At 53.0% G+C, this 18,178-nt stretch carries 14 protein-coding genes; 9 read left to right on the top strand and 5 right to left on the bottom strand.

From position 1 onward, the window contains the following. Positions 1-242 precede the first annotated feature (242 nt). The 5 genes from E4Z61_RS15960 to E4Z61_RS15940 are packed head-to-tail and all read left to right on the top strand — an operon-like array spanning position 243 to position 5,182. A complete protein-coding gene (locus E4Z61_RS15960; protein WP_135323618.1) occupies positions 243-1,322 on the top strand; it encodes a PTS fructose transporter subunit EIIC in 1,080 nt (359 codons plus the stop codon). A gap of 14 nt (positions 1,323-1,336) precedes the next feature. Continuing rightward, entirely contained in the window at positions 1,337-1,657 is a 321-nt protein-coding gene (locus E4Z61_RS15955; protein WP_135323617.1) for a PTS fructose-like transporter subunit IIB, read from the top strand. A gap of 25 nt (positions 1,658-1,682) precedes the next feature. Continuing rightward, positions 1,683-3,980: a formate C-acetyltransferase gene (locus tag E4Z61_RS15950; protein WP_135323616.1), complete on the top strand. Its 2,298-nt coding sequence runs from the start codon at positions 1,683-1,685 to the stop codon at positions 3,978-3,980. Then, positions 3,946-4,824 (top strand): [formate-C-acetyltransferase]-activating enzyme, encoded by an 879-nt coding sequence (locus E4Z61_RS15945; protein WP_135323615.1) that lies wholly within the window; start codon positions 3,946-3,948, stop codon positions 4,822-4,824. The genes E4Z61_RS15950 and E4Z61_RS15945 overlap by 35 nt, the downstream gene beginning before the upstream one ends. A 1-nt stretch (position 4,825) precedes the next feature. Further along, positions 4,826-5,182, top strand: coding sequence for a PTS fructose-like transporter subunit IIB (locus tag E4Z61_RS15940; RefSeq protein ID WP_135323614.1), 357 nt, complete (start codon positions 4,826-4,828; stop codon positions 5,180-5,182). Here the strand turns inward: E4Z61_RS15940 and E4Z61_RS15935 are convergent. From E4Z61_RS15935 to argE, 4 genes are all read right to left on the bottom strand, one after another. Continuing rightward, positions 5,169-6,029 carry a helix-turn-helix transcriptional regulator gene (locus tag E4Z61_RS15935; protein WP_135323613.1) on the bottom strand — a complete coding sequence of 287 codons (861 nt, stop codon included), beginning with the start codon at positions 6,027-6,029 and terminating at the stop codon, positions 5,169-5,171. The two genes, E4Z61_RS15940 and E4Z61_RS15935, sit on opposite strands and share 14 nt — an antisense overlap. Positions 6,030-6,114: 85 nt before the next feature. Beyond that, on the bottom strand, positions 6,115-7,848 hold the full coding sequence (locus tag E4Z61_RS15930) for a phosphoethanolamine transferase CptA (RefSeq protein WP_135323612.1): 1,734 nt from the start codon (positions 7,846-7,848) through the stop codon (positions 6,115-6,117). 209 nt (positions 7,849-8,057) lie between these two features. Continuing rightward, positions 8,058-10,709, bottom strand: coding sequence for a phosphoenolpyruvate carboxylase (ppc, locus tag E4Z61_RS15925; RefSeq protein WP_135323611.1), 2,652 nt, complete (start codon positions 10,707-10,709; stop codon positions 8,058-8,060). Positions 10,710-10,953: 244 nt separating this feature from the next. Further along, on the bottom strand, positions 10,954-12,105 hold the full coding sequence (gene argE, locus E4Z61_RS15920) for an acetylornithine deacetylase (RefSeq protein WP_135323610.1): 1,152 nt from the start codon (positions 12,103-12,105) through the stop codon (positions 10,954-10,956). 155 nt (positions 12,106-12,260) lie between these two features. Here argE and argC point away from each other — a divergent pair, with 155 nt between their 5' ends. From argC to oxyR, 4 genes are all read left to right on the top strand, one after another. Further along, on the top strand, positions 12,261-13,265 hold the full coding sequence (gene argC, locus E4Z61_RS15915) for an N-acetyl-gamma-glutamyl-phosphate reductase (protein ID WP_135323609.1): 1,005 nt from the start codon (positions 12,261-12,263) through the stop codon (positions 13,263-13,265). A gap of 7 nt (positions 13,266-13,272) precedes the next feature. Then, positions 13,273-14,049, top strand: a complete 777-nt coding sequence (argB, locus tag E4Z61_RS15910) for an acetylglutamate kinase (RefSeq protein WP_135323608.1) — start codon at positions 13,273-13,275, stop codon at positions 14,047-14,049. A gap of 67 nt (positions 14,050-14,116) precedes the next feature. Continuing rightward, positions 14,117-15,490, top strand: coding sequence for an argininosuccinate lyase (gene argH / locus E4Z61_RS15905; RefSeq protein ID WP_135323607.1), 1,374 nt, complete (start codon positions 14,117-14,119; stop codon positions 15,488-15,490). Positions 15,491-15,742: 252 nt separating this feature from the next. Beyond that, complete coding sequence (gene oxyR, locus E4Z61_RS15895) at positions 15,743-16,660, top strand: DNA-binding transcriptional regulator OxyR (protein WP_135323606.1); 918 nt, start codon at positions 15,743-15,745, stop codon at positions 16,658-16,660. Here oxyR and sthA read toward each other — a convergent pair. After that, positions 16,643-18,043 carry a Si-specific NAD(P)(+) transhydrogenase gene (gene sthA, locus E4Z61_RS15890; RefSeq protein WP_135323605.1) on the bottom strand — a complete coding sequence of 467 codons (1,401 nt, stop codon included), beginning with the start codon at positions 18,041-18,043 and terminating at the stop codon, positions 16,643-16,645. The genes oxyR and sthA overlap by 18 nt on opposite strands. Positions 18,044-18,178 lie beyond the last annotated feature (135 nt).

Here is an 18,178-nt window from a genome sequence, read left to right as displayed (position 1 = left end):
CAAATCTGCCAAAAGCTGGACAAATGTAATGTAAGTTTCAAAGTGAGAGACGCTTCACAAGTCAGCTTAACGTGGAAATCTTGGGAAGGTTCATAAGTTATGAGGCGGATCGCATTTTTGCAGTGACATTACAAAAGTCCAGTAAATGGCCTTTTTATCCACTGTCTGCATCGTCCCAGATTGCCTATTGTTTGCCACAACAATGTTATGGACATGGGCTTTTAACAGCCCGGGAGCGACTTATGAAAGAGTTGGTGCAGATCCTGAAAAACACCCGTCAGCATTTAATGACCGGCGTTTCGCATATGATCCCCTTTGTAGTGGCGGGCGGAATTTTACTGGCGGTTTCCGTCATGCTGTATGGCAAAGGTGCCGTGCCGGATGCTGCGACCGACCCCAATCTCAAGAAGCTTTTTGATATTGGTGTTGCTGGACTGACTCTGATGGTGCCTTTCCTCGCCGCCTATATCGGCTATTCCATCGCCGAGCGCTCCGCGCTAGCTCCCTGTGCCATCGCGGCCTGGGTGGGTAACAGCTTCGGAGCCGGTTTCTTTGGCGCGCTGATCGCTGGGATTATTGGCGGTATCGTTGTCCATTATCTAAAGAAAATCCCGGTGCATAAGGTGCTGCGCTCGGTGATGCCCATTTTCGTTATCCCCATCGTCGGTACCTTTATTACCGCAGGCATCATGATGTGGGGATTAGGTGAGCCGGTTGGCGCGTTAACGGCCAGCCTGACGCAGTGGTTACAGGGCATGCAGCAGGGAAGCATCGTACTGCTTGCGGTCGTCATGGGGCTGATGCTGGCCTTCGATATGGGTGGGCCGATCAACAAAGTTGCCTACGCGTTCATGCTGATTTGCGTGGCGCAGGGTGTTTATACCGTAGTCGCGATTGCCGCCGTTGCCATCTGCGTACCGCCGTTGGGATTGGGGCTAGCGACGCTGATTGGCCGCAAAAACTTCTCTTCTGAAGAGCGTGAAGCCGGGAAGGCCGCACTGGTGATGGGCTGCGTCGGCGTAACAGAAGGAGCGATTCCATTTGCCGCCGCTGACCCGCTGCGCGTGATCCCCTCCATCATGATTGGTTCCGCCTGTGGCGCGGTAACGGCCGCTCTGTTCGGTGCACAGTGTTATGCCGGTTGGGGTGGGTTGATTGTTCTGCCGGTGGTGGAAGGCAAGCTGGGTTATATCGCGGCCGTCGCAGTCGGAGCCGTCGTGACCGCTCTGTGCGTTAACGTGCTGAAAAGTCTGGCGCGTAAGAACGTCTCTCAGGTTGACGAGAAAGAAGACGACCTGGATTTAGATTTTGAAATGAATTAAGTGAGGAATGAGCCATGACTAAAATTATCGCAGTAACAGCATGTCCATCAGGCGTTGCGCACACCTATATGGCGGCAGAAGCGCTGGAAAGCGCCGCGAAAGCGAAGGGTTGGGACGTGAAGGTAGAGACGCAAGGCTCGATTGGCCTGGAGAATGAACTGACCGCAACGGATGTGGCGGATGCCGATGTGGTGATACTGACCAAAGATATTGGCATTAAGTTTGAGGAGCGTTTTGCGGGAAAAACTATCGTTCGTGTCAACATTAGCGATGCGGTAAAACGCGCTGATGCCATCATGAACAAGATTGACGCACATCTGACGCAAACTGCGTAACGTTATATACCAGGGAGCCTGCCTCATGACGAATCGTATCCAACGACTCAAAACAGCGCTGTTTCAACATTCGCGTGAAATCTCACTTGAGCGTGCACAGCTGTATACCGCCAGCCATCAGCAGACGGAGGGGGAATCGGTTATTCTGCGCCGGGCCAAAGCGACCGCATATATCCTTGAACATGTTGAGATTTCGATTCGTGATGAGGAATTAATTGCCGGGAACCGTACCGTCAAGCCGCGTGCGGGTATTATCTCGCCGGAAATGGATCCGTACTGGCTGCTCAAAGAGCTGGATCAGTTCCCGACCCGCCCGCAGGATCGCTTTGAGATTAGCGAAGAGGATAAGCGCCTCTACCGCGACGAGCTGTTCCCGTACTGGGAAAAACGGTCGATGAAAGACTTCATCAACCGTCAGATGACCGATGAGGTGAAGGCCGCCGTCAGCACGCAGATTTTCAGCGTTAACCAGACGGATAAAGGGCAGGGGCATATCATTATTGATTACCCGCACTTGCTCAATCACGGGTTGGGCGAACTGGTGGCACAGATGCAACAGCACTGTCAGCAGGAGCCGGAAAACCACTTTTATCAGGCGGCGCTGTTGCTGCTTGAGGCTTCGCAAAACCACATCCTGCGCTATGCTCTGCTGGCAGAAAAAATGGCGGAAAACGGTCCGGATTCGCAGCGTCGCCAGGAGCTGCTCGCTATCGCTGCAAACTCTCGTCATAACATGCAGCATAAGCCGCAAACCTTTTGGCAGGCGTGCCAGCTGTTCTGGTACATGAATATCATTCTGCAGTATGAATCCAATGCCAGCTCACTCTCTCTGGGTCGTTTTGACCAGTATATGCTGCCGTTTTACCAGGCTTCTCTGACCCAGGGCGAAGATCCCGCTTTCTTAAAAGAGCTGCTCGAATCGCTATGGGTGAAATGCAATGACATCGTCCTGCTGCGATCCACCAGCAGCGCCCGCTATTTCGCTGGATTCCCAACGGGCTATACCGCGCTGCTCGGCGGCCTGACGGAGAACGGACGCAGCGCGGTGAACGTGCTCTCTTTCCTTTGTTTGGATGCCTATCAGAGCGTGCAATTGCCGCAGCCGAACCTAGGCGTGCGCACAAACGCGCTGATTGATACACCGTTCCTGATGAAAACGGCGGAGACTATTCGTCTCGGCACCGGTATTCCGCAAATCTTTAATGATGAAGTGGTGGTGCCTGCGTTCCTGAACCGCGGCGTTTCGCTGGAGGATGCGCGAGATTACGCCGTGGTGGGCTGCGTGGAGCTGTCGATTCCGGGCAGAACGTATGGGCTGCACGATATCGCTATGTTTAATCTGCTGAAAGTGATGGAGATTTGCCTGTATGAGAACGAAAACAACGGTGAGCTGACGTATGAAAGTTTGCTCGCACATATTCGCGCCAAAATTAGCCACTACATCACGCTGATGGTGGAAGGCAGTAATATTTGCGATATCGGCCACCGCGACTGGGCACCGGTGCCGCTGCTCTCTTCGTTTATCAGCGACTGTCTGGAGAAAGGCTGCGACATTACCGATGGCGGTGCGCGCTACAACTTCTCCGGTGTACAGGGGATTGGCATTGCCAACCTGAGTGATTCTCTGCATGCGCTAAACGGGCTGGTGTTCGAACAGCGACGCTTAAGTTTTGATGAACTGCTGTCAGTATTAAAGGGCAACTTTGCCTCGCCGGAAGGTGAGAAAATTCGCGCCAGGTTGATTAACCGCTTCGAAAAATACGGCAATGATATTGATGATGTGGATAACATCAGCGCCGAACTGCTGCGTCATTACTGCAAAGAGGTGGAGAAATACCAGAACCCGCGCGGGGGGCAATTTACGCCAGGTTCATATACCGTTTCCGCTCATGTACCGCTGGGTTCCGTGGTGGGGGCGACGCCGGATGGTCGTTTTGCCGGTGAGCAACTGGCAGATGGCGGCCTGTCGCCAATGCTGGGGCAAGATATGCAGGGACCGACGGCGGTGCTGAAATCGGTGAGCAAGCTGGACAATACGCTGTTGTCGAACGGAACGCTGTTGAACGTAAAATTTACGCCAGCCACGCTGGAAGGGGAGGCGGGTTTACGCAAGCTGGCTGATTTCCTGCGCGCATTTACCCAGCTCAAGCTCCAGCATATCCAGTTCAATGTGGTGAACGCCGAGACGTTGAAGGAAGCGCAGCAGCGTCCGCAGGACTTTGCGGGGCTGGTGGTTCGCGTGGCGGGCTACAGCGCCTTCTTTGTCGAGCTGTCGAAGGAGATCCAGGATGACATCATTCGTCGCACCGCGCATCAACTGTGAAGTGATTGAGCCGAGTGGCGAGGAGGTCGCGCGTATATTCAATATTCAGCGTTATTCATTGAATGACGGGCAAGGTATTCGCACTGTTGTCTTTTTTAAAGGTTGCCCGCATACCTGCCCGTGGTGCGCCAATCCTGAATCTATTTCTCCGCGAATTGAAACGGTACGGCGGGAGAATAAATGCCTCCATTGTGCGCCGTGTCTACGCGACGCCGACGAGTGCCCTTCTGGTGCGTTTGAGCGTATTGGCCGTGACATTACGCTGGATGAGCTGGAGCGCGAGGTGATGAAAGATGATGTTTTCTTTCGCACCTCTGGCGGTGGAGTGACGCTTTCGGGCGGTGAAGTGCTGATGCAGGCACCTTTTGCCATCCGATTTTTACAGCGCCTGCGGCGTAACGGTGTGCAGTGCGCGATTGAAACGGCGGGTGATGCTCCCGCCAGTCGCCTGCTGCCGCTGGCAAAGTTATGCGATGAGGTGCTTTTCGATCTCAAAATTTTGGATGAGCGCCAGGCTCGCGAGGTGGTAAATATGAATCTGTCTCGCGTGCTGGCGAATTTACAGCTATTAGTCCGTGAGGGAGTCAATGTGATCCCCCGTCTACCGATGATTCCAGGCTTTACGCTCAGCGTGGAGAACATGCAGCGTGCGCTGACTTTATTGTCATCATTAGATATAAAACAAGTACATCTGCTACCGTTTCATCAGTATGGCGAGCCGAAATACCGCCTGCTTGGGCAACAGTGGTCGATGAAGGATGTGTCCGCCCCGTCAGCACAAGAGGTGGCGACGTTACGTAAGATGGCAGAAAACGCCGGATTTCAGGTAACCGTGGGAGGTTGATATGGCAGTCGCATCTGTTCGATATCTGGTTGCAGTGACCGCTTGCGTCAGCGGCGTCGCGCATACCTATATGGCTGCCGAAAGGCTGGAGAAGCTCTGCCAGCAGGAAAAGTGGAGCATTAAGATCGAGACCCAGGGCGCGCTGGGAACGGAGAATCGCTTAACCGAAGAGGATATTCGGCGAGCGGATGTTGTGTTGCTGATTACTGATATCGAACTGGCAGGAGTAGAGCGTTTTACCCAGAGCCGCTACGTTCAGTCGGGCATTAGCGCTTTTCTTCGGGAACCCCAGCGGGTGATGAGTGCTGTGCGTAAACTGCTTTCGGCACCGCAACATACCCATCTTATTCTGGAATGATACTTTTTTCCGTCAACTGGCTGTGATATTGCCGACGATACTCTGAGGGTGAACGCTCGGTATTTTTACGAAACAGGCGGCAGAAATAATTGCTGTCGACAAACCCACAGGTGTGCGCCACTTCTTTAACCTTCAGGTCGTAGCCCTTCAGCAGTGCCTTTGCGTGTTCCAGTCGCGTATGATTCAGATATTCATTAAAGCCGATGGTCCCTGTTTTTTGAAACAGGTGCGAAAGGTAATTCGGAGAGATGTAGAACGCCTGGGCCACGGATTCCCGTGTGAGCGGCGAGGCGTAACGTTCGTCAATATAGTCACGAATGGCTTCAAAAAGTGCCTGGCTGCGTGACGCCGTCTGAATCTGACTTCCCAGTAGGTCGCGGCAATGGCTGAGCAGGCTGGCAACGATTAGTCTGGCCGTTTGCTGCTCCTGAGGCTGCATCTGCATTTCATTGAGTGTTTGCAGCAGGAATGAGCCGATACGCGGTCCGCGTCGTGCGACGTGTTGCTTCGTGAGGTTTTGATACTGCTTGCCATCCCACTGAACGATGCTGAAACCTAATTGCTGTTTACCGAATAGAATGCTGAGTGTGGTGACTGGTGTTTTCCATTGCGGGAAGTTCCAGCCACCTGCCGGGACGTACAGAACATCATAAGGCGTTAACGTGGTGGGTGCCCCAGCGACCCCGTTATCGGTGAATTCACCTTCCAGCACAATCTCCAGCCGAGGAAAATCAACCTGATACGCCAGCTCAGGCGTTGAGGGGCTGGTGCTGGCAAAATAAATCTGCCGCAGTTGTGTGGGGCCGTTAATCAGGCGGGAGAGAATATGGCTGATGTCGTGATACATGTTAATCCCTTGCAGGCAGCAGACAGGGAAACAGTAACCGTCATCGTAAAAAAAGGCCACTCTTTAAGAGTGGCCGGTGCGATTATTACTGATTACCGATTTGATCACCGTAAGGCAGAGTATCGTAATCAATCAGGGCGTTTTTCTTGTACGGATTCCCAATCCAGCGGGTCGTCTCTTTGAACTGCGGGTTGGTAATGGCACGAGTTGGATCGAAACCGTCGTAGGTGAAGCCCGCTAAATCAGACCAGGTGTGGATAAGCTCAGAACTGCTGTATTTACGATTCACATCCTGTGAGAAATCACGCGGGTGCGTGGCCTGCCATTTTTCAGAGGTCCACAGCAGGAACGGCACCGTATACATATGACGCGTTGGGTTGTCTTCATTACGACCCTGCGTTTTATGCGGCGGCGTGTCATACACCTCTTCTCCATGATCGGAGAAGTAGAGCAGGAAGCCGTTCGGATCGGTGGCTTTGTAGTCGTTAATCAGACTGGCAATGATGTGGTCATTGTAGACATTCGCGCTGTCGTAATCGTTGTAGGCTTCCAGCTCATCATTACCCAGGCCAGCGGGAACATTGTCGATATTGTTGTCGAATTTCCCCTGACCATCTGGATAGCGGAATTTGTACTTAATATGCGTACCCAACAGATGAACGATGATGAATTTTTTCGGCGCCGGATCGGCCAACACCTCTTTAAACGGTGCCAGCACGTTGCTGTCGTACTCACGCGCACTTTGGGTCCGCTGTTGGTTCATATAAAACTGCTTATCCGTCTGCTTGGAAAACACGGTCAGCATGGTATTGCGGGCAGTCATTGTTTGCTGGTTAGTGATCCAGAAGGTCTTATAACCCGCCTGTTTCATCATATTCATCAGCGACGGCTGCGTCAGATATAAATCCGGGTTCTTCTCGTTGGCGAAGGTCAGCGCTTGTTGCAGGATTTCAATGGTGTATGGACGTGAGGTCACTACATTATTGAATACGGTCAAGTTAGGATCGGATTTGTGCAACGCGTCCAGTTCCGGCGTGGTTTCACGTGGATAACCGTACAGGCTCATGCGCCCACGCTGAGTCGACTCTCCAATCACCAGAACCAGCGTGCGTGGTGCATCGCCAGAGTTGTCTTTAAAGTGTGCCAGCGGCGGCAGTGCGTTGTTCTCATTCAGCAGACTGTTCAATGAGGTCAGCTGCTGACGATACTGATAATAGCCAGAGATAAACTGCCACGGCGCAGCGGGCTCCATGCGTGCGGCAAGACCATTCAGCGTTTGCTCGAAAGGTTTATGCTTAATAAACGTATTGACGGTCATTGGGTGCAGAATCAAACCGTATAGCAGTGCAAACGACACCAGATAACGCCAGGGGGAAGGAATATGGACAGGGCGCAGACGTGTCCACAGCAGAATAGCCACGGCGGTATAGGCCAGCGCGATAAAAACAATCTTGAGGCTGAAATACTGGCTTAAATATTCACTGGCTTCGTTCGCATTGGTCTCAAACATCACGTACAGAACGCTCTGCGAGAACTCCTGCCCGTAAATGACATAATAGCTCAGCGCGGCGAGCGAGGCTGCCCACAGCACGATGCCAATGACGGCGGCAATAATACGGATACGATTAGGGAATAAGAATACCGGGATCAGCCACAGAGAACTAAACAATAATGAGTCGCGTAATCCAGTCGATCCGCTGTAACCGCTAAAATAGATAATGGCCTGCAATAATGAAGAAAAAAACCAAAAATAGAGAAGCGCCCAACCCAGGGCTTTCCAGCTAAACAGGGGTTTAGTCTGGAGGGATAAGGATTGCATAGTGTGAGCCTGTCATTAATCGTGTCGCCAAGAGTAGCGGCTAAATATTAAGAGGAACTGAAGTTTTGCGACGTTAATATCGCGTTTTGTTGATGATTCATTCATGAAATAAATGAATCAAGGTGGAAATATATTTGAAATGAAGTGGTTATGACAAGCGTTTTTGAGATCACCCTCGCGCAATAGCACGAGGGTGACAGGGGACTCACTTAACCTGTATTACGCATACCGGCTGCGACACCTGCAATGGTGACCATCAGTGCTTGCTCGACGCGCGGATCGGGCGCTTCGCCTTTCTCTTCCGCCAGACGCGAACGGTGTAAAAGTTCAGCCTGCAGGACGTTCAGTGGATCGGTATAAATATTCCTTAACTGAATCGACTCGGCAATCCACGGCAGGTCGGCCATCAAATGTGAGTCGTTGGCAATCGCCAGCACGACATCGATATCTGCTTCCAGGCGTTGACGCAGTTCTTCGCCCAACGGCCACAGCTCTTTTTTGACCAGACGCTGATCGTAGTATTCCGCCAGCCACAGGTCCGCTTTCGAGAACACCATTTCCAGCATGCCAAGACGCGTGGAGAAGAATGGCCAGTCGCGGCACATCGCTTCAAGTTCGCTTTGTTTACCGTCTTCAACCACTTTTTGCAGTGCGGTACCTGCACCCAGCCAGGCCGGGAGCATCAGGCGGTTCTGCGTCCAGGCAAAGATCCACGGAATAGCGCGTAGAGACTCTACTCCACCGGTCGGGCGGCGTTTTGCCGGCCGTGAGCCGAGAGGTAATTTGCCCAGTTCCTGCTCGGGGGTTGCAGAGCGGAAGTAGGGAACAAAGTCTTTATTCTCACGTACGTAGCCCCGGTACAGCTCGCAGGAGATATCAGACAGCTCATCCATGATATGACACCAGCTGTCCTTAGGCTCCGGCGGTGGTAACAGGTTGGCTTCCAGGATCGCGGCGGTGTACAGCGACAGGCTGCTGATGGTGACTTCCGGCAGGCCGTATTTGAAGCGGATCATCTCACCCTGCTCAGTAACGCGCAGTCCACCTTTCAGGCTGCCTGGCGGTTGTGAGAGCAGCGCCGCATGCGCTGGCGCGCCACCGCGGCCAATGGAACCACCGCGGCCGTGGAACAACGTCAGCTCAATGCCGGCTTTTTCGCAGGTTTTGATCAGCGCATCCTGTGCCTGATATTGCGCCCAAGAAGCCGCCATGACGCCTGCGTCTTTTGCAGAGTCAGAGTAGCCAATCATGACCATTTGTTTGCCCTGAATCAGACCGCGATACCAGTCTATATTTAACAGCTGAGTCATAACATCGTCAGCATTGTTCAGGTCGTCCAGCGTTTCAAACAGCGGTGCTACCGGCATGGTAAAACCAATGCCAGCTTCTTTCAGCAGCAGGTGAACGGCCAGCACATCCGACGGTGTTTTCGCCATCGAGATAACGTAGGCGGCAATAGAGCCATAAGGTGCTTCGGCAATCACCCGACAAGTGTCGAGCACTTCACGGGTTTCGTTACTCGGTTCCCAGCTGCGTGGCAGCAGTGGACGTTTGGAATTCAGTTCGCGGATCAGGAAGGCCTGTTTGTCTGCTTCTGACCAGCTTTCGTAGTCGCCAATTCCCAGATAGCGGGTCAGTTCGCCCAGCGCTTCGGTATGACGGGTGCTTTCCTGACGAATATCGATACGCACCAGCGGTACGCCAAAACATTTCACCCGACGGAGGGTATCGAGCAGTTCGCCATTGGCGATGATACCCATACCGCAAGCTTGCAGAGACTGGTAACACGCGTACAACGGTTCCCATAGCTGCTCGTTTTGCGTCAACAGGCCTGCAGGTTTTGGCAATTTTTCGCCTTTCAAACGCGCTTCCAGCCAGGCCTGGGTCGTCATCAGGCGTGAGCGCAGCATTTTCATCAGGTGGCGGTAAGGTTCTGCCGCACCTTCTTCACCCACCAGCGCTAAGAGCTCTGGCGTGGCATCGACCATCGATAGCTCAGAAACCAGAAACTGGATGTCTTTCAGGAACAGGTCGGTTGCTTTCCAGCGGCTGAGCAGCAGCACATGACGGGTGATATCCGCCGTCACGTTCGGGTTGCCGTCACGGTCACCCCCCATCCAGGAGGTGAATCGGACCGGGACAAAATCGACGGGCAGCTTATAGTTCAGATGCTCTTCCAACTGTTCGTTCAGTTCACGCAGATAGTTCGGCACACCTTCCCACAGGCTGTTTTCAACCACGGCGAAGCCCCATTTGGCTTCATCAACCGGGCTGGGACGTATTTTACGGATTTCATCTGTATGCCAGGACTGGGCGATTAACTGGCGTAGGCGGCGCATCAGCTGGTGGCGTTCGTAATCGACGATGTCTTTGTTATCCAGTTGTTTGAGACACGCGTTGACCTCGCCCATTTTATGGATCAACGTACGACGGGTAATTTCGGTCGGGTGGGCGGTCAGTACCAGCTCCAGAGAGAGCGATTCCACGGCTTTTTTGATCGTCGCTTCATCGAGGTTGGGTTGGTCTTTCAGTTTGCGCAGGGTACGAGCAATCACTTCCGGGTTGCTGGCAGCCTCGCCTTTTGGCGAAATGCTGTGGTATTGCTCGGCGGTATTGGCCAGGTTCAGGAACTGACTAAATGCGCGAGCAACTGGCAGCAACTCGTCGTTGGACAGGTTCTGCAGCGTAGTGAGCAGCTCCTGGCGGTTCGCTTCATTGCCAGCGCGGGATGATTTAGACAGCTTACGGATTGTTTCTACGCGATCAAGAATGTTCTCTCCCAGCGCATCCTTGATGGTCTCTCCCAGCACTTTGCCGAGCATACTGACATTACTACGCAACGCGGAATATTGTTCGTTCATATTAACCCAGACACCCCATCTTAAATTTATTAGCCCTGTCTCTTTCGGGCTTAACTTTTTTGGCCGTCTTTTATAAAGCCACGTAAAACTCGTGGCGTCAATTGCGGCGAAATCGGTTCAGCAAACGAAAAAATGGTGGGAATTTACGTTATTTAATTCACATCGAACTAAATAAGCGTTGCTTATGTGAATGTTAAAAAAAACGCCCCGCTTACCACTAAAGGATTAGCGAGGCGACAGCGGGTTAATGCCAGCAGAAATGATGCACAACCTGGGTAATTAATTCGCGGGTTGGCTTAATAAAACGCGTTTCCAGATACTCATCCGGCTGATGTGCCTGATTAATGGACCCCGGTCCAAGCACCAGCGTCGGGCAAAGCGTTTGGATAAACGGCGCTTCGGTGCAGTAGTTCACCACGTCGGTTTTCTCGCCGAGCAGTTTTTCCACCACCTCAACCAGTTGGTGATTCGGTGGGCATTCGTAGCCTGGGATCGGCGGATGCAGCTCGGAAACCGTCAGGCGGCCAGGCCAGCGTTCGCTCACCGGTGCCAGCGCTTCGGCCAGTAAACCATTCAGATCGCTTAACGTCATACCCGGCAGCGGACGGATATCCATGTGCAGTTCGCAGCAGGCGCAGATGCGGTTAGAGGCATCGCCACCGTGCAGACTGCCGAGGTTTAGCGTTGGGTAAGGTACGGTGAATGAATCGTGGTGATAGCGCGCTTTCAGCGAGTCGCGAAGCTGCATTATGTGACCGATGGCGTCGTGCATCAGCTCAATGGCGTTCACGCCACGCGCCGGATCGCTGGAATGGCCAGACTGACCCAGCACGCGTACCGCCGTGGAGATATGACCTTTGTGCGCGCGAATTGGCTGCAGGGACGTTGGCTCACCGATGATGGCGCAATCCGGGCGAATTGCCGTATTTTCAGAGAAGTAGCGTGCGCCCGCCATGCTGGTCTCTTCATCGGCGGTGGCCAGAATGTAGAGCGGCTTTTTCAGCTGTTTCACATCGACATCACGTAGCGCATCGAGAATAAACGCGAAAAAACCTTTCATATCCGCCGTGCCCAACCCGTAGAGCTTATTGTCATGCTCGGTTAGGGTGAACGGATCCCGCGTCCAGCGTCCGTCGTCAAACGGCACGGTGTCGGTATGACCGGCGAGCAGCAAGCCACCCGCGCCGGTGCCAGTGCTTGCCAGCATGTTGAATTTATTGCGGGTGCCGGGGACCGGTTGTACCTCAACGCTGAAGCCTAAATCTTTGAACCAGTCCGCGAGCAGAGTGATTAAACCTGCATTGCTTTGATCGAGGGCTTCTTCGGTGGCGCTAATCGACGGTGTGGCAATCAGAGCGCGGTAAATCTCGATAAATGGCGGTAAATTGTTTTTCATTGTTGACACACCTCGGGTCATGATAGTATCAATATTCATGCAGTAATTGTGAATAAAAATACATTAACGTTGAGCGTAATAAAACCCACCAAGTGTAAGGTGAGGTGATAAAGGCTTAAACCTGGCAACCGAATATAAGAAGGTGAACAGCCCCGATGTTGAATACGCTGATTGTGGGCGCCAGTGGCTATGCTGGTGCAGAGCTTGTGACCTATGTAAATCGCCATCCTGATATGACCATAACCGCTTTGACTGTCTCAGCGCAAAGCAATGATGCAGGAAAATTAATCTCTGATTTACATCCGCAGTTAAAGGGCATTGTCGATTTGCCGTTGCAGCCCATGTCAGATATCAGCGAGTTTAGCGCAGGAGTGGACGTTGTGTTCCTCGCGACGGCCCATGAGGTGAGTCATGACCTGGCACCACAGTTTCTGAAAGCGGGCTGCGTGGTGTTCGACCTCTCAGGGGCGTTTCGTGTAAACGACGGTGCCTTCTATGAAAAATATTATGGCTTTACTCATCAGCATCCCGATCTGCTGGAGCTGGCGGTGTACGGTCTGGCGGAGTGGAGTGCTAGCAAACTAAAAGACGCGAATCTGATTGCCGTCCCAGGTTGCTATCCAACGGCGGCGCAGTTGTCGCTGAAACCGCTGATTGATGCTGATCTGCTTGATCTCAGCCAGTGGCCGGTGATTAACGCCACCAGCGGTGTGAGCGGTGCAGGACGTAAGGCCGCCATCTCGAACAGCTTCTGTGAAGTGAGCCTGCAACCGTATGGCGTGTTTACCCATCGCCATCAACCGGAAATTGCCACGCATTTGGGGGCTGAAGTGATTTTCACCCCGCATCTGGGCAACTTTCCGCGTGGGATCCTGGAAACCATCACCTGTCGCCTGAAACCGGGTGTGACCCATGTGCGGGTGGCGGAAGCTTTGCAGCAAGCCTACGGTGATAAACCGCTGGTGCGTTTATATGAGAAGGGTGTTCCGGCGTTGAAAAACGTGGTCGGCCTGCCGTTCTGTGATATCGGTTTTGCCGTGCAGGGTGAGCACCTGATTGTGGTCGCGACCGAAGATAATTTATTAAAGGGTGCGGCGGCACAGGCCATGCAGTGCGCAAATATCCGTTTCGGCTTTGCTGAAACGCAGTCTCTTATTTAAGGATGCAATGATGAATCCATTAATTATCAAGCTGGGCGGCGTTTTACTGGATAGCGAAGAGGCGCTGGAGCGTCTGTTTACCGCACTGGTCAATTATCGCGAGTTGCACCAGCGTCCGTTGGTCATTGTGCACGGCGGCGGCTGCGTGGTTGATGAGCTGATGAAAGGACTCAACCTGCCGGTGAAAAAGAAAAATGGTCTGCGCGTGACGCCTGCCGACCAGATCGACATCATCACCGGTGCTCTCGCAGGGACGGCAAATAAAACGCTGCTGGCGTGGGCGAAAAAACACCATATTGCCTCCGTTGGCCTGTATCTTGGCGATGGTGACAGTGTAAAAGTGACCCAGCTCGATGAAGCATTAGGTCACGTTGGACTGGCACAGCCGGGTTCGCCTAAGCTGATTAACACGCTGCTGGAAAACGGTTTTCTGCCGGTTGTCAGCTCGATTGGCGTAACGGAAGAAGGGCAATTAATGAACGTCAATGCCGATCAGGCGGCGACGGCGCTGGCGGCAACGCTGGGCGCGGATCTTATCCTGTTGTCTGACGTTAGCGGAATTCTGGATGGTAAAGGTCAGCGGATTGCCGAAATGACCGCCGCCAAAGCGGAACAGCTGATTGAACAGGGCATTATTACCGATGGCATGATTGTGAAGGTGAACGCGGCGCTGGATGCAGCTCGTACACTGGGACGTCCGGTGGATATCGCCTCCTGGCGTCATGCCGAACAACTTCCGGCACTGTTTAACGGCACGCCGATTGGTACACGTATTTTGGCGTAATGATATTGTAGGCCGGATCGCAGCATGCAATTCGGCGATGAAATTCAAGAAATTAAGGAAATTCGTTATGGCACTTTGGGGTGGGCGTTTTACACAGGCAGCAGATCAGCGGTTCAAACAGTTCAACGACTCGTTGCGTTTTGACTACCGCCTGGCAGAACAGGATATTGTCGGCTCTGTGGCCTGGTCCAAAGCGTTGGTAACGGTTGGTGTACTGACAGCCGATGAACAGCTACAGCTGGAAGAGGCGCTGAACAATCTGCTGGAAGAGGTGCGCCTCGACCCACAGCAGATCCTGCAGAGCGATGCGGAAGATATTCACAGTTGGGTAGAAGGTAAGCTCATCGAAAAAGTCGGTCAGCTGGGTAAAAAACTGCATACCGGACGTAGCCGCAATGATCAGGTGGCAACCGACCTTAAACTGTGGTGCAAAGACACGGTGCTTGAGTTGCTGTCTGCTAACCGTCAGTTGCAAAGTGCGCTGGTCGATACCGCGCAAAATAACCAGGACGCCGTCATGCCGGGCTACACTCACCTGCAGCGTGCGCAGCCGGTGACATTTGCACACTGGTGTCTGGCTTATGTCGAAATGTTGGCACGTGATGAGAGCCGCCTGCAGGATGCGCTTAAGCGCCTGGATGTTAGCCCGTTAGGCTGCGGTGCGCTGGCCGGTACGGCGTATGAAATCGATCGTGAGCAACTGGCCGGTTGGCTGGGCTTTGCCTCGGCAACCCGCAACAGTCTGGACAGCGTGTCCGATCGTGACCACGTGCTGGAGTTACTCTCTGACGCCTCTATCGGTATGGTGCACCTGTCGCGCTTCGCTGAAGATCTGATTTTCTTCAATACCGGTGAAGCCGGTTTTGTGGAGTTGTCCGATCGCGTAACGTCCGGTTCATCATTAATGCCGCAGAAGAAAAATCCGGATGCGCTGGAGCTGATCCGTGGCAAATGTGGCCGCGTACAAGGCGCGCTGACCGGCATGATGATGACGCTGAAAGGGCTGCCGCTGGCGTATAACAAAGATATGCAGGAAGACAAAGAAGGGGTATTCGACGCGCTTGATACCTGGCTGGACTGCCTGCATATGGCGGCACTGGTGCTGGATGGTATTCAGGTGAAACGTCCACGTTGTCAGGAAGCTGCGCAGCAGGGCTATGCCAACGCCACTGAGTTGGCAGATTATCTGGTGGCCAAAGGGGTTCCTTTCCGTGAAGCGCACCATATCGTGGGCGAAGCGGTGGTCGAGGCCATTCGTCAGGGCAAACCGCTGGAAGCACTTTCACTGACTGATTTGCAAAAATTCAGCGCGGTGATTGGCGATGACGTCTACCCGATCCTCTCATTGCAGTCGTGCCTTGATAAGCGTGCGGCAAAAGGTGGCGTTTCACCGCAGCAGGTCGCGCAGGCGATCGATTACGCGAAGGCTCGTCTGGCATAAATTGAGTGGTAATGATTCGAGCCTGGCATCACGCCAGGCTTTTTTATGCAAAAAAAAAGCGGACCACAGGGTCCGCAAAAGTTCACGTTGGCTTTAGTTATTTCGAGTATTAGAACGGACAGTAGCTTCAAGGGTTAAAGGGGTACCGTTCCGTTTCTGTGGTGCATTATTAAACAGAATGCTTGATAGGGATAATCGTTCGTTGCTATGCTACCTATCGCTGCGAACTATCGTGGCAATGGAGGATGAATAATGAATATTCGTGATCTTGAATACCTGGTAGCACTGGCCGAACATCGTCACTTCCGACGAGCGGCAGACTCCTGTCACGTCAGCCAGCCAACGCTGAGTGGGCAAATCCGCAAACTCGAAGATGAGCTTGGCGTTATGCTGCTGGAGCGTACGAGTCGTAAAGTGCTGTTCACTCAGGCAGGTTTGCTGCTGGTGGATCAGGCGCGTACTGTGCTGCGCGAGGTCAAAGTGCTCAAGGAGATGGCAAGCCAACAGGGTGAGGCAATGTCTGGCCCGCTGCATATTGGTTTGATCCCAACAGTAGGACCTTACCTGCTGCCGCATATTATTCCCATGTTGCACCAGACCTTCCCGAAACTGGAAATGTACTTGCATGAAGCCCAAACGCATCAGCTGCTGGCGCAACTGGACAGCGGCAAACTCGACTGCGTGATTCTGGCGCTGGTGAAAGAGAGTGAAGCGTTTATCGAAGTACCGTTGTTTGATGAGCCGATGATGTTGGCGATCTATGAAGATCACCCATGGGCAAACCGCGACCGTGTACCGATGTCCGATCTTGCAGGTGAAAAACTGTTAATGCTGGAAGATGGTCACTGTTTGCGTGACCAGGCGATGGGATTCTGTTTTGAAGCCGGTGCTGATGAAGATACCCATTTCCGGGCAACCAGTCTGGAAACGCTGCGCAACATGGTGGCTGCAGGCAGTGGGATTACTTTACTGCCCGCGCTGGCTGTACCACCGGAGCGTAATCGTGACGGTGTGGTCTATGTGCCGTGCATTAAGCCTGAACCGCGTCGAACCATTGGTCTGGTGTACCGTCCGGGTTCGCCGCTGCGCAGCCGTTATGAACAGCTGGCAGAGGCCATCCGTGGTGCAATGGATGGCCATTTCGACAGCGCGTTAAAACAGGCGGTTTAAGCCGTTCAGCGCAGCTACCCGATAGGCTTCCGCCATGGTTGGGTAGTTAAAGGTGGTGTTAACGAAGTACTCTATGGTGTTACCACCACCTTTTTGCTCCATTATCGCCTGACCGATATGAATAATTTCGGCTGCGCGTTCGCCAAAGCAGTGGATCCCTAAAATCTCTTTGGTCTCCCGATGGAACAGGATCTTCAGCGTTCCGACACTCATCCCGACGATTTGTGCGCGAGCCAGATGTTTAAACTGAGCGCGGCCGACTTCGTAAGGGACTTTCATTGACGTCAGTTGCTGTTCAGTTTTACCGACGGAGCTGATTTCAGGAATGGTGTAAATTCCGGTCGGAATATCTTCGATCAGGTGCGCGGTGGCTTCACCTTTAACCAGTGCCTGAGCAGCGATACGGCCCTGATCGTAAGCTGCGGAGGCAAGGCTCGGATAACCGATCACATCCCCTACGGCATACACATGCGGCAGCGCCGTCTGGTACATGCTGTTCACTTTTAGCTGGCCGCGGCTGTCCGTCTTCAGGCCAATATTCTCCAGCGCTAACGAATCGGTGTTACCGGTACGACCGTTGGCATACAGCAGGCAATCGGCTTTCAGTTTTTTCCCGGATTTCAGGTGCATGATGACGCCATCATCGCAGCCTTCAATCTTCTCATACTCTTCGTTATGGCGAATAACCACGCCACTGTTCCAGAAGTGATAAGAGAGCGAGTCGGACATCTCCTGATCGAGGAAAGCCAACAGACGGTCGCGGGTGTTGATTAAATCAACTTTAACGTCCATTCCACGGAAGATCGATGCATATTCACAGCCAATTACGCCCGCACCATAGATCAGAACGTGGCGGGGTTCATGATGCAGACTGAGAATGGAATCGCTGTCGTAAACGCGCGGGTGTGAAAAATCGACATCAGTCGGGTGGTAGGGGCGCGAGCCGCAGGCAATGACAAATTTATCTGCCGTGAGCGTTTCCACGGTACCGTCGTGGCACTCCAGAGCAATGGTGTGTTCGTCAACAAAACGGGCATTGCCCTGCAAAATTTCGCAATGATTACGCTCATAAAACCCTTGCCGCATGCGCGTTTGCTGATTAATGACGTTATCGGCATGGTTAAGAATATCGGCAAAAGAAGAGCGCAGGAGTCGGGAATGATCGCTGTAGAGTGGGTTCTGATTGAATTCAATGATACGGCTGACTGCGTGGCGGAGCGCTTTAGACGGGATTGTGCCCCAGTGGGTACAGCCTCCGCCGACGTTATGATAGCGCTCAATAACGGCGACGCGCGCTCCTTGCTTAACCAGACCCATTGCAGCGCCTTCGCCGCCGGGGCCGGAACCTATTACTATTGCATCGTAATCGTAGGAATGTGACATGGTCAGGCTTACCTGTTCTTATACATAAAAGCAACAGAATAGTAACATCGTTGTTGGGATAACCCAATTATCGTTGTGCTTTTTTGCGAAGTCGAAGCACAAACTGCGCGTAAACAATCATTCACAAAGCCATGC

Origin of the sequence: Citrobacter tructae (assembly GCF_004684345.1) — a bacterium.
Lineage (GTDB): Bacteria > Pseudomonadota > Gammaproteobacteria > Enterobacterales > Enterobacteriaceae > Citrobacter > Citrobacter tructae.
Note: the sequence above shows the minus strand (reverse complement) of the source record. Positions and strands in the feature narration are given on the sequence as shown.